This is a genomic window from Streptomyces sannanensis, assembly GCF_039536205.1.
Lineage (GTDB): Bacteria > Actinomycetota > Actinomycetes > Streptomycetales > Streptomycetaceae > Streptomyces > Streptomyces sannanensis.
On sequence record NZ_BAAAYL010000001.1, the window covers coordinates 687,564 to 699,961 of the forward strand.

Annotated in this window: 11 protein-coding genes and 1 pseudogene; 5 read left to right on the forward strand and 7 right to left on the reverse strand. The window is 69.5% G+C overall.

Annotated elements, in window-relative coordinates:
- Window positions 1–58: 58 nt before the first annotated feature.
- Window positions 59–1,375 carry a phosphatase PAP2 family protein gene (locus ABD858_RS03030; protein WP_345034368.1) on the forward strand — a complete coding sequence of 439 codons (1,317 nt, stop codon included), beginning with the start codon at window positions 59–61 and terminating at the stop codon, window positions 1,373–1,375.
- A gap of 176 nt (window positions 1,376–1,551) precedes the next feature.
- Here ABD858_RS03030 and ABD858_RS03035 read toward each other — a convergent pair whose 3' ends face one another.
- On the reverse strand, window positions 1,552–2,631 hold the full coding sequence (locus tag ABD858_RS03035; RefSeq protein ID WP_345034371.1) for an NADH:flavin oxidoreductase/NADH oxidase: 1,080 nt from the start codon (window positions 2,629–2,631) through the stop codon (window positions 1,552–1,554).
- 194 nt (window positions 2,632–2,825) lie between these two features.
- Here ABD858_RS03035 and ABD858_RS03040 point away from each other — a divergent pair, with 194 nt between their 5' ends.
- Window positions 2,826–2,981, forward strand: coding sequence for a hypothetical protein (locus ABD858_RS03040; protein WP_345034373.1), 156 nt, complete (start codon window positions 2,826–2,828; stop codon window positions 2,979–2,981).
- Between the two features lie 112 nt (window positions 2,982–3,093).
- Window positions 3,094–3,768 (forward strand): hypothetical protein, encoded by a 675-nt coding sequence (locus ABD858_RS03045; RefSeq protein ID WP_345034375.1) that lies wholly within the window; start codon window positions 3,094–3,096, stop codon window positions 3,766–3,768.
- 329 nt (window positions 3,769–4,097) lie between these two features.
- Here the strand turns inward: ABD858_RS03045 and ABD858_RS03050 are convergent, their stop codons facing one another.
- Window positions 4,098–5,684: an MFS transporter gene (locus ABD858_RS03050; RefSeq protein ID WP_345034377.1), complete on the reverse strand. Its 1,587-nt coding sequence runs from the start codon at window positions 5,682–5,684 to the stop codon at window positions 4,098–4,100.
- A gap of 223 nt (window positions 5,685–5,907) precedes the next feature.
- Window positions 5,908–6,000, reverse strand: a pseudogene (locus ABD858_RS03055) (DUF445 family protein); the annotation flags it as partial.
- 3 nt (window positions 6,001–6,003) lie between these two features.
- On the opposite strand from ABD858_RS03055, the gene ABD858_RS36710 reads away from it, so the two are divergent.
- Entirely contained in the window at window positions 6,004–6,408 is a 405-nt protein-coding gene (locus tag ABD858_RS36710) for a Tn3 family transposase (protein ID WP_425586143.1), read from the forward strand.
- On the opposite strand, the gene ABD858_RS03065 is transcribed toward ABD858_RS36710, so the two are convergent.
- The 4 genes from ABD858_RS03065 to ABD858_RS03080 form a co-directional block, all read right to left on the reverse strand.
- Window positions 6,327–7,970 carry an alpha/beta hydrolase gene (locus ABD858_RS03065; RefSeq protein ID WP_345034380.1) on the reverse strand — a complete coding sequence of 548 codons (1,644 nt, stop codon included), beginning with the start codon at window positions 7,968–7,970 and terminating at the stop codon, window positions 6,327–6,329. The two genes, ABD858_RS36710 and ABD858_RS03065, sit on opposite strands and share 82 nt — an antisense overlap.
- An 823-nt stretch (window positions 7,971–8,793) precedes the next feature.
- The gene (locus tag ABD858_RS03070; protein WP_345034383.1) at window positions 8,794–9,093 is read right to left on the reverse strand and encodes a sulfurtransferase TusA family protein; all 300 of its coding nucleotides are present in this window, start codon (window positions 9,091–9,093) and stop codon (window positions 8,794–8,796) included.
- Window positions 9,090–9,758 carry an ArsR/SmtB family transcription factor gene (locus tag ABD858_RS03075; protein WP_345034386.1) on the reverse strand — a complete coding sequence of 223 codons (669 nt, stop codon included), beginning with the start codon at window positions 9,756–9,758 and terminating at the stop codon, window positions 9,090–9,092. Before ABD858_RS03075 ends, ABD858_RS03070 begins: the two co-directional genes overlap by 4 nt.
- Window positions 9,759–10,281: 523 nt before the next feature.
- Entirely contained in the window at window positions 10,282–10,875 is a 594-nt protein-coding gene (locus ABD858_RS03080; protein ID WP_345034388.1) for a TetR/AcrR family transcriptional regulator, read from the reverse strand.
- Window positions 10,876–11,062: 187 nt separating this feature from the next.
- On the opposite strand from ABD858_RS03080, the gene ABD858_RS03085 reads away from it, so the two are divergent.
- A complete protein-coding gene (locus tag ABD858_RS03085) occupies window positions 11,063–12,322 on the forward strand; it encodes a M14 family zinc carboxypeptidase (RefSeq protein WP_345034389.1) in 1,260 nt (419 codons plus the stop codon).
- The last annotated feature ends 76 nt before the right edge of the window (window positions 12,323–12,398 follow it).

Below are 12,398 nucleotides of genomic sequence, written 5' to 3' on the forward strand. Positions count from 1 at the left end.
GGCTGAAAAATTGATATCTACACCATCGCGGGTGTCCTCGCGAACAAAATGCAGAATTATGTTCGCCGCGTGGCGTCAACCACGCGCGATACTGTGGGCCGTGGTGGGTGTGACGGCCCTTGGATTCCTCATCACACTGGAAATCGCCGCGCGTCGCTACGGCCTACCGGGGCCGATTACCAACCAGGCGCGAGAGGTGATATTCGCCCCGAAATCAGGGCCGCTCCTGTACGCCAGTATGGCGTTGATGATGGTGGTGCTCCCCTGGCGGCAGCGGTTCATCGCGGCTGGTGCCGCGATCGGCATCGACGTCGCCTTCTGGGTGGTGCGGTGGGCGGTCGACGCCAAGATGATGGTCGGCAACGGCGCCTTGTGGGTGATCTTGGGCTATGCGGTCATCGCTGTCACGCGCCGCACCGGCCGGGAACGTGTCCTGCTGCTGAAGGGCGTCGGGCTGGGCCTGCTGCTGGTGGCCGGCCGCAAGACTGGCGATACCTGGCTGCTCATCACGTCGAAGACCCGCCCGGCGGTGCTCGACCAGTACGTGGCAACCGCCGATCACGCGCTGGGCAACCCGTCGTGGCTGGTAGGCCGCATTGTCACGGCCGCCGGCCCGATCGGCGCCCATATTCTCGACTGGGTCTACGTCCAGCTTGCGGTGGCCGCGGTCGTCGTCGCGCTGTACCCGCTGCGTAACGTGGCGGTCGAGCGCCGCTTCCCGCGCCATCATCTGGTGCGCACATTCCTGGTCATCGGCCTCCTCGGGCCTGGCATCTACATGATCTTCCCGGTGGTCGGACCGATCTTCGCCTACGGCACCGGCGCCTTCGGCACGGGAGGCGAGCACTGGGCGATGGCCAACCTGTGGCCGGACACGCCACCGCCGATCAATACCCCCCACCCGATGCCGTTCGACGAGATCACCCCCCGCAACTGCATGCCCAGCCTGCACACAGCGTGGGCTACCGCGATCTTCATTCATTCCCGCAAGGGCCCACGGATTCTGCGTTTTGCGGGCACGTCCTGGCTGATTGCCACACTCGGCGCAACGCTGGGATTCGGCTACCACTACGGCATGGATATTGTCGCCGGCGTGGTGTTCGCGTTCACGATCGAGGCAGCGCTGCGCTCGCTCGACCGCGGCTGGGACCGGTCAGGAATCCAGCTGGTCGCTTACGGGGCAACAGTCTTCGCTGCGCTCTTGGTGTCATATCGCTATCTGCCCATGGAAATGGCCGAATATCCGTGGGTGTTCGGACCACTTCTCATTCTGGCGATGGCCTCAGTGGTGCACGGCTACGTACGGACCACCAAACTGTGGGAACCGAAGACCGCACCAGCGCAGCAACCGGAACCTCAAGCCGCACTGGTTTGAGGGATGTTGCATCAGGTTGTCGGCTGAGCGCTTCCCGAGTGGGCCGGGATGCTGAAGTGTGCGGGCGAAGACCCGCCGGCCAATGGGAAGCCGCTTGCATTCGCAGCACCCATCGGCGCGTTGCACACCCTCTGCCGCTGAGGCCACAGCCGCGGCACGCTGCAAGGGCGCCGGTGTCAGGCGGCGCGACGGTATTGGACTGGCGCGACCACCTCGGCGCCGAGTTCGCGGGCGGCGTGGCGGGCCCAGTACGGGTGGCGGAGGAGTTCGCGGCCGAGGAGGACCGCGTCGGCCTCGCCGTTGGCGAGGATCTTCTCGGCGTGCTCGGGTTCGGTGATCAGGCCGACCGCGGCGACGGGGAGGCCGGTCTCGTTCTTGACGCGGGCGGCGAAGGGGACCTGGTAGCCGGGGGCGACCGGGATGCGGACGCCGGAGGCGTTGCCTCCGGTGGAGACGTCGAGGAGGTCGACGCCGTGTTCCTTCAGGTGCGCGGCGAAGCGGACGGTGTCGTCGGCGGTCCAGCCGTTCTCTTCCAGCCAGTCGGTAGCGGAGATGCGGAAGAACAGCGGGAGGTGGTCGGGCCAGACAGCACGCACGGCGTCGACGACTTCAAGGGCGAAGCGGGTGCGGTTCTCGAACGAGCCGCCGTAGGCGTCGGTGCGCTTGTTGGAGTGGGGGGAGAGGAACTCGCCGATGAGATAGCCGTGGGCGCCGTGGATCTCAGCGACCTGGAAGCCTGCGTCCAGGGCACGGCGGGCGGCGTCCGCGAACTGGGCGACTGTCTGCTGGATTTCGTCGGTGGTCAGCTCCGTGGGCACCGGGTGGTCCTCGGCGAAGGCGACGGGGCTGGGGCCGAGGGGCTGCCAGCCATGGGCGTCGGGGCCGACCGGGGCGCCGCCCTTCCAGGGGCGGTCGGTGCTGCCCTTGCGTCCGCTGTGAGCGATCTGGATTCCCGGGGTGGTGCCCTGAGCCTTGAGGAAGTCGGTGATGCGGCCCAGGGCCTCGGCCTGTTGGTCGTTCCAGATGCCGAGGTCGTAGGGGGAGATGCGGCCCTCGGGGGAGACAGCGGTGGCTTCGAGGAGGATGAGGCCGGTGCCGCCGGTGGCGCGTGCGGCGTAGTGGGCGAAGTGCCAGTCGGTCGCGACTCCGGCCTCGGGGCCTTCGGGGGCGGCGGAGTACTGGCACATGGGTGCCATCCAGATCCGGTTGGGGATCGTCAGCGACCGAAGTGCGTAGGGCTCGAAGAGGGCACTCACGAAAGACTCCATTTCATCTGATGCGCCGCACGGGTGCGCTTGATGCGACATTCATCGTACTACGACAATCATCGAATTACGACACCTCTCGTACAAGCCGTGGAAGCGCACGCCAGGCCACTCGAGGCCCGACCGGCAAAGGGGACAGCCGGACAGTCGAGCACCAGGAGCTCCTCCGCCGAACCGCGACCCCGATGCGCATCAAGAGCATCACCCGGCCGCACTTGCAGGCGGCCGCGCGCCAGGCCACGTCCGGGTCGGCGCGCCCCCTCGGCCTGCCGGCGGCACCGGCCCCGGTTACCATTCGTCGCGCCCAGTTCGAGCAGATCCGCAAGTACTTCCCCGAGTGACCCGACAAGACTGCCCAACTCCCCGGCAGCGCCCACGACCTGCTCCACCTGTAGACCGGCTGCACACCACCGCGCCGACGAGCCCAGCAGACCGCCCATGAAGGAACCGCGCATGACTGACCTGTCACCCGACACCAGCCACAGCTCCACCCCGGACCCCCTGCGTAGCGTGTACCTGCGGCTGGTCGCCGAGGAATCGATACCCGCACAAGCGCGGGGCCACTACACTTACCTGCGCCCGGTGGCCACGGACCTGCTGGTGGGCATTGCCCTCGACACCCCCGAAAACGTCCGCATCCTTACCGACCGCGAGGTGGCCCTCGTTGAGTGGGACACCCTCGTGGCGGCCGCGCGCACCAACCTGCTCAACGAGCCGGTCAACTACGACACCATCGACCTCCCCGGCGGCGCCGTCCTTCACATCCTCGGCCACCCGGAGTCGGTCTTCGCGGCCAGCAAGGCTCTCGTCCTCGACGAGGCGGTGCGCGCCGCCGGCGGCCCCGAGTTCCCGGCCGAGGGAGTGCTGCTCACCGTCCCCAACCGGCACAACCTCGTCTTCTACCCGCTCGCCGACAGCCACGTGGGCGAGGCCGTCAACGCCCTCGCCCAGTTCGGCCAGGGCGCCTACGAGGACGGTCCCGGACGCATCTCCCCCCGGGTGTTCTGGTGGCGCGCCGGCACCCTGATCTCGATCACGGTCTTCGACCACGAGAGCCGGACGATGAGCATCTCACCGCCCGACGAACTCATGACGATCATGCGGCGCCTGGCCCACCCCGGCAGCTGAGGAACCCGCGGCGCGGCGGACCGAGCGCTGTCCCGGGCCAGCAGGTATCGCTCCAGGAAGGGGGATTGTCGGTGGGGGCTGTCATCGACGTCGACCGCGCCCAGCCGGCTTCGGCAGGACAACCGCCTCCTCCGGACAGGCACCAGCGTCCAGGCCCTTGCAACCGTGGAGAGCACGTTGCGTCGAGAGGCGCATCGGCGAGAGGGCCGGGAAAACGGACCGGGAGCAATCCCGGCACCGCGCCCCGGGCCCACTCAGCGGCAGGTCGTCCGGCCGCTGCTGCCCGTGCCTGCCTGGCTTCAGGCGTGGGGATGGCACTGGGGCCTCGGTCAGCGGCGGCCCCCGCCCGTCGTCCCCGGCCCGTCGGGGGCGCCCGGCTCGTCGGCCGACTTCGGCCCGGCCGCCCTCGCTCCCGGCCCTCCGCCCGCCGTCCCCGGCCCTCCCCCGGGCATCCCCGGCCCGGCCCCCACCGCCGTCAGCGGTCGGGCGATATCCTCCAGGGAACGCCGTTCCGCCGGCACCGCCAGAGCCAGCGCCACCACGCCGGCCGCGCACATCAGGCCCGCGCCGATCCGGAAGGCGAGGACCGTGTCGCCGACCCGGCCCGTGCCGGTCAGCTCGGCGAACAGCAGGGGGCCGCTGATTCCGCCCGCCGCGGTGCCCAGGGCGTAGAAGAAGGCGATGGACATGGCCCTGGTCTCCATCGGGAAGATCTCGGAGACGGTCAGATAGGCGCTGGAGGCGCCCGTCGAGGCGAAGAACAGCACCACGCACCAGCACGCCGTCAGCGTGTCCGCGCTCAGCACGCCCCGGTCGAACAGCCAGGCCGTGCCGAACAACAGCAGGCCCGACAGCAGATAGGTCGAGGAGATCATCACCCGGCGGCCCAGCGAGTCGAAGAGCTTGCCGAGCAGCAGCGGGCCGAGGAAGTTGCCTACGGCGATGACGGCGAAGTAGTAGCCGGTGTGACCGGTGGGGACGCCGAAGAACGTGGTGAGGATCGCGCCGAAGCCGAAGGTGATCGCGTTGTACAGGAACGCCTGGCCGATGAAGAGCGAGAAGCCGAGGATCGCGCGTCTGCGGTAGTCGTGGAAGACCGTGCGGGCGATCTCCAGGAAGCCGACGCCGCCGCGCTGGCGAATGACCAGTTCGCCGTGGGGTTCGGGCAGCGGCCCGCCCTTCTCGGCCCGTACCTTCTCCTCGATGGCGGCGACGATGCGTTCCGCCTCCTCCTCCCGGCCGTGAATGAGCAGCCAGCGCGGGCTCTCCGGGACGTGCCGCCGGACGAGCAGGATGACCAGGGCGAGGGCGGCGCCGAGGGCGAAGGTGAGCCGCCAGCCGATGTCCATGGGCAGCAGGTCCGTGTCGAGGGCGACGATCGACAGCAGCGAGCCGCCGACCGCGCCCAGCCAGAAGCTGCCGTTGATGAGCAGGTCGACCCGGCCGCGGCAGTACGCCGGGATCAGCTCGTCGATGGCGGAGTTGATGGCCGCGTACTCGCCGCCGATGCCGAAGCCGGTGAGGAAACGGAAGAGGAAGAACCACCAGGGCGCGAAGGAGAACGCGGTCAGGGCGGTGGCGGCCAGATAGACCGCGAGAGTGACCATGAAGAGTCTCTTGCGGCCGTAGCGGTCGGTCAGGCGTCCCCAGAACAGGGCGCCGACGCAGGCGCCCGCCACATACAGGGCCGCCGCGACACCGGTGACCTGGCCGGAGCGGATCGGCAGCCCGCTGCCCGGCTCGGACAGCCGGCTGGCGATGTTGCCTACGACGGTGACCTCCAGGCCGTCCAGAATCCACACCGTGCCGAGGCCGATCACGACCGACCAGTGCCAGCGCGACCAGGGCAGGCGGTCCAGCCGGGCGGGGACGGCGGTGGTGACGGTCCGGCCGGCCGTGGTGTCGGCAGCGCTCATGGGCGGGGGCTCCCTCCTCACCGGGGCGTCGGGGCGTCAGGGCGTCGGATGCCAAGGCATCGGATGCTGGGGTGCCGGGGCGCCCGACGCCCAGGTGGGGCCGGGCGTCGACGCGCCGTGGCATCGACAGACCGTGGCATCGACGGAGCCGGATCGGCACCTGCGCCGGCGCCGATCCGCGCATCCGCTTCCCGTGATCCGCCCGGCTGAGTACCGAATCCGGCTAGGCGCCGAACGCCCGCGACACCGTGTAGATCAACAACCCTGCCAGGGAACCCACCACCGCGCCATTGATGCGGATGAACTGCAGGTCGCGGCGATGATCGAGGGCGTGCTGCGGCACTGCGCCGACCTGGAGATCGACCGGCAGTACACCGACACGCACGGCGCCTCGATCGTCGGGTTCGCCTTCGCCCACATGCTCGGCTTCAACCTGCTGCCCCGGTTGAGCAACGTGGGCTCCGCGCGGCTGTACCGGCCGGCCGCCGGAGTAGACCAGTCCTGGCCACACCTGACGCCGGTGCTGTCCACGAGACGATCGACTGGGAACTCATCCGGCTTCCGTCCCGGTCGCGGGCGCGGTGACTGGCCGTTCGCCCGTCACCACGCCCGCGGTGTTACTTTTCGTTATTTGACGCCATGTCAGGCAGCTGACGCCGGGAACGGGTCGAGGTCCGGCTTGAGCACCTGGCCGGGCTTCGGAGCGGCCTGGTCCACCAGGTAGGAGGTCACCAGCCCGTTGAGGGCCTTGCTCCGGCCGACCGCGCAGTGCTCGATCACGTCGACCGTGACCAGCACGGCGTTGCCGAGCTCCCGCTGCATGTTCTGGGAGAACTTGTACTGGGTGGCCGGGTCGAAGGTGTTGCCGATGACCATGACCGGGTTGGCGGTCTGCTTGTTCCACGGGCCGGGGTACTGCTCGGCGGCACGCGCCGGCGACGGCCAGGTCGCGCACGCCGGCGCGTCGTAGGCCTGGTACCGGCCGAAGGTGGGGGCGTTGAGCTCCCAGGCACGGGCCAGGTTCGCGAACACCTTGGGGTTCGTCGGGTACGGCTTGTCCTGGCAGTTGACGCCGTAGTAGGAGTCGTCCGAGGTGTACGGGGAGTCGGCGGGCGCCTCGCGCAGTGCTGACGGAGCGACCTTGGCCAGCCGGTCCGCCTCGTCCGTGGGCACCGTCCCGGCCACGGCGCCGAAGCCCGGCTGCGGGTTGATCACCTCGTCCAGGGCCTGCAATGAGCGGGCCAGCGGCGCCAGCCGGGTCTGCGCGTACAGGGCGTTGGCGACCTGGCTGGTGAAGCTGCTCAGAGTGACCTTCGAGCCGCTCGGCAGGGTTACGGGGTTGGTGCGAAGGTGGTCGCGGATCGCGTCGAATCTGGCGCGGGTGTCGCCCTCGGCGAACGCACAGCCCGGCGCACCGGCGGCCTTGCAGCGCTTGAGGAACTCGTCCAGGGCGAGCTCGAAGCCGCCCGCGGCGCGCTGCCGGTCGTACTCCAGGCCGTTGTGCAGGCGCAGGTGCGGGTCGACGTTGCCGTCGATGATGAGGGCGCGCACCTTGTCCGGGTACATGTTGGCGTAGGTGGCGCCGATCAACGTGCCGTAGGAGAACCCGGCGAAGTTGAGCTGTGCGTCACCGACGGCCTGACGCATCCGGTCGAGGTCGCGCACCACGTTGATGGTGGACATGTGCTGGATGAGCGCACCTGCGTTACGTGCGCACGCGTCGGTGTAGTCCTTGGTGGCCGCGAGCGTGCCGTCCACCTCCGCCGGTGTGACGGGCACGCCGGTGATCCGGTCGAAGACCGCGTCAGCGTCCTCCTGGGTCTTGAAGCACTGCAGCGGGTTGCTGCGGGCCACGCCGCGGGGGTCGAAGCCGATCAGGTCGAAGTGCTCCATGACGCGGGGCTCGAACCGGGTCGTGGTGGCCCACAGGTAACCACTGCCGCCGGGGCCGCCGGGGTTGAGGAACAGTGATCCGATGCGCTTGGCCGGGTCGCCGGCCCGCCGCCGCATCATGGCGATGCCGATCTTCTCCCCGGACGGGTTCGCGTAGTCCAGCGGCACCGGGTAGACAGCGCAGTCGTAGATCTTCGGATCGGGCTTGGACGGGTCCGGGTTGCAGGGCGTCCAGACCACCGGGGCGGCCTGCTGACCGGCTGTGGCCGGGGCGGTTGCGGGCGTCGTTGCTCCGGCGGGTGCCGCCGGCGCTGCCGACGCCGTGACGGTGACGCCGGAAACGAGGGCGAGGGCGGTGGTGAGCGCTGCCGTCAGAGTCGATATGCGGGACAAAGAACCTCCTTCAGTTGTCAAACCCGGCCAGAATGGCAGCACTTGAAGATCTGGTAAAGATCGTGCGCAAGATGTCGGTGGGTCGAAACGCAAGTGGGGTGACGCCTGGTTCGACACCACCCCATCGCCATGCGCTACGCCTGGTCCCGGCGTCACCGGCCGCACCAGCGCCCTCACCCCGCTCCGCCTGACCCGCCCTCCGCCCGCGGCAGCGGAGTGCATCGTTTGCCGCGGACGAACACAGCCCCGCACCGGACGCACCTCCGTCGCCTCCCCTGCCGTGACCGGTCCGCGCCGGACACCCACGCTCCCCCGTTGCGGCAGCCTGTGTGGGCCGACGGTCCGGGCGCGGTCCCGGTGGATGTCACAAACGCGGGCCCTGCGGTCTCTTGATATCGGAAAGGCGCACGTGCAAGGTGTCGCCGTCACGAAGCGGCGGGTTCACGGAGGGACAAGGTCCGATGTCGTTTTTGCGGCGGGCTGTGTCGGAGACGGGTATGCAGCTTCCGATCTGTGCCACGTGCGGTGTGCAGTACAAGGCATCGCGCGACGACTGTCCGGTATGTCTCGACGAGCGGCAGTACGTCGGGGGGAATCGCCAACACTGGGTCATGCTGGCCGAGTTGCGCGCCAGTGGCCGTCATGGCCGACTCCAGGAGGAGGGACCCGGTGTGATCGGGGTCGGCGCGGAACCTCGACCGCATCTACGGGGCGTTCTGGGGACGCGTGGTCAGCGCCGACGGGTCGGCCGCGGTCCGCCGTTCCGCGGACCGATATCTGCGCTTCGCGCGGGACGACGGCGTGTAGCGCTCCGTAAGCCTTGTCAGCGCCCCTGCTCGGCCGGGTGCCACGGTGCATCGGGGCGGGTCGGACGCGGGTCGGCGGCCAGCCGTAGCTCGTATACAGGCCGGTCACCAGACGGGAGGGGGCCGAGGTAGGTGTGGCCGGTCATGTGGCACCAGGCGGGCAGGTCGAGCGGGGCGGCCGGGTCGGTGGCGACGACGTGCACGAGGGTGCCGGGCGCGGCGTGCGCGATGCGGTCCCGCAGCCGCAGAAGCAGGGTGACACACAGCAGACCGGTGCCGTCGACCACCAGCACGTCCGCCTCGGCTGGGGTGGTCATGCGGCGTCGGCCTCTACGGGCAGGGCGGCCAGCCGCCATTCGAGGATGCCGTCCACGTCTCGTTTCGCGTCCCGGCCATGCGCGGTGAGCAGGCGTACGGCGTCGTGAGCGAGGACGCAGTTGGTGCCGCGGCAACAGGCCACGACCTCCGTCTCCGGAGGGAGTTCGCCGAGGCGGGCTTCAAGTTCGGCCAGGGGCAGGGCGAGAGCTCCGGGAATGTGGCCGGCGGCGTACTCCTCGGCGGGCCGGACGTCGATGACGACGGCGGTACCGGCCTTGACCCGCTGCAGCAGTTCCTCGCGGGTGAGGTGGTCCGTGTCCTCGGGGCCGAGATGGGCGGCGCGGGTGGCGTCGGCGGCGGCGGCCTGGTGGGAACGTGCGACCTGCTGCAGCAGAGCGTGAAGGGCAGCCACGTCGTCTCCGGCGAGCCGGTAGTGGATGCGGGTGCCCTCACGGCGAGTGGTGACCGGCTCGGCCTGCTTGAGCGTCTGCAGATGGGCGGAGGCCGTGGTCAGGCCGAGCCCGGCGGCCTTGGCGAGGGCGTCGACACTGCGTTCGCCCTGGGCGAGCAGGTCGAGCAGTTCCAGGCGCTTGCCGTTGGACAACGCCTTGCCGGTGCGGGCGAGCACGTCGAACAGCGCGGCCCTGCGGACGGGGTCTCCCATTAACGCCCGAGTCCCTTCTCCATAATTCCATCGAACAGAGTAGCGGCGTAGTGGCGTCAAGTCGGCCCGCTGCTCGCACCTGGGTGGCAGCGCCATGGACTTCACCATCTCATTCCGCCGACGGACGCCGGTCTGGGCAACAGCTCCTGCCTGCCCGACCTCGGTGACGGCCGTGGGCTGGTGGTCGACGCCTCCAGGTATCCACGCGGCCGCCGCCGGGCGCGGCGCGAGCTTTGCGTTCGCGGCGACACCCATCCGCACGCCGGCTTCCTCACCGGCGCTGCACTGCTCGCTTTCTCAGGCCGGACGTCCACCAGGTACGCGCCCTCTCGAAGGCCACCGCCCACGCGCCGCAGGAAGGCAAGTGACCACTGCCACTCCCACCGGCTGCGACGCCGTGGAGGAGCGTGTGCTGCGGCTGGGGCTGGGGCTGCGCGCGAACCTGCCGCAGTTCGTCCTCCTGGTCGCGGTCAACGCGCTGGTCGACGGGATGCTCGGCCAGAAGCGCACCGTGCTGCGCTGCTTATCGGGTCCTGTCCTCGCCCTTCGCCGACGGCCAGTGCTCCAGCAGCACATGCAGCGCATCGACGGCCCGCTTCCAGGACGCCTCAACGTCTCGGGAGTGCCCGAATCCGCCGGTGGCTTCGAGGCTGGTGCAGCCGTGGAAGGCGCTGCGCAGGAGAAAGACCGCGTCGGTCAGGTCGGGCTCGTCGAGGCTGTACGCCCGCAGCATCCCGTACGTCAACTCGATGCTGCGGAGATGACCCGGGGATTCGGCGACGCGGTCCGGGTCCAACTGGATCCATGTTGCCGCATAGCGCCCGGGGTGTTGCAGCGCGAACTCCCGGTAGGCGTGGGCGAACGCGGCGAGCGCGTCCTTCCCGGAGCGGCCGGCTACCGCCATGCCGATGCGGTCGGTCATCTCGCCGGCGGCCAGCACGGCCACCCGGGTCCGCAGGTCCTGGACGTTCTTGACGTGTGAGTACAGGCTCGCGTCCTTCACGCCGAAGCTCCGGGCGAGCGCGGACACCGTGACGTTGTCGAAGCCGACCTCGTCGGCGAGATCGGCTGCGGCCCTGGTGACCCGGTCAGCCGTCAGCCCCACACGTGCTGCCATGAGTTGCCGCCTCCAACGCCTGGATCATCCAGGTGTCAGCCTAATACACATAGGCACGGAGGCAGCCGCGGAGTGTCCCGGAGGCACCCGGACACGCCCCATTGACCTGGCCCTGACCTTCGGGTCAGCATCATCCGGAACGCCCCCCACGCCAGTCCCACCCGTACCGACGTGAGGAGCCCGCCCCATGCGCACCTATCGCAGCACGCGGAATACCCGTCCGCGAGCGCTACGCACAGCCGTCGCCATCTTCGCGGCCTCCGCCGCCCTCGGCGCCACGTTGGTGACCGCACCGGCCGCCGCAATCGCCACGGCCGCCGAAGGCGAGCCCGGCAACTGCAGGACCTCCGATGATCCGTCCTGGTCCGGCTGGACCGACCACGCCCAACTCGGTGCGAAACTCCGGCAGATCGAGAAGACCAGCAAGGGCCGTATGCAGGTCGAGGTCGCCGGGCGCACCACCCGGGGCCGCGAACTGTGGGCCGCGCGAGTGGGCAGCGGCCCGCGTGTCCTGATGGTGACCAGCGCCATCCACGGAAACGAGCGCGCGGGAACCGAAGCGCTCATCGGCATCCTCAAGGACCTCGGTTCGAGCACCGACCCGAAGACCACCGAACTCCTCAGCAGGGTCACCCTGGTTGCCATGCCGATGGTGAACCCGGACGGCGGCGAGCTCAACCGCCGTATCAACGTACATTCCTGGGACCAGACCGTCGCCCAGTTCCCCCAGCTGACCGGGGCACCCCGCGCCTGGTATCACAGCCTCAGCGGCGACGGCATCGACCAGCCCGGCTATGACCTCAACCGGGACTTCAACCCGGACCTCGGCTACACCCCGCGGGCCACCGATCTCCCCGGCAGGCAGACCGACGCCGGCTTCTTCCTCTCCCCCGAGTCGCGCGCGATCCGCGACACGTATGTGAAGATGCGCGACGAGAAGGGTTCTGTCGACGCGTTCATCGACCTGCACCACATGGGTCCCTGCGAGCGCGTCACCGGCGGCCCGCAGGACGGCAAGCTGATCACGGTCTCGCTGGACTATCCGCCGCTCGGCGTGAACGACGGGGCCAAGTACAAGAAGCACTGGCCGAAGCTGGACCAGGACAAGTCCCGCCGCTATGCGCTCACGGTGGCCAACGGCATCGCCGACGCATACGGCGAGCAGTCGAGGCTCGCCGCGACCGGCCGCTATCTGCACCCTGCCGCACGCGAATACGCCGGCCAGGGCCGCTCCGCCTTCGCCCTCAACGGGACCGGCACGGTGCTCTTCGAGGTCCGTGGCCAGCAAGACGACTTGGGGCAGCGGCAGCGCGGGATGTTCGTCAGATCCGTACGTACCGGAGTGGAGTCCCTGATGACGGGCCTGGCCTCGGGCAGCGCCGACCGGGTCGACGGGGACGACTTCTTCGAGCTGCCGGACTACGGGTGGGAGACCACCGCGGACTGACCTCGGGGAACGGGTCCCGTGCACAGGCACGGGACCCACGCAGCAACGCGACCCGCGTCGCAGCTGCTTGAGCATG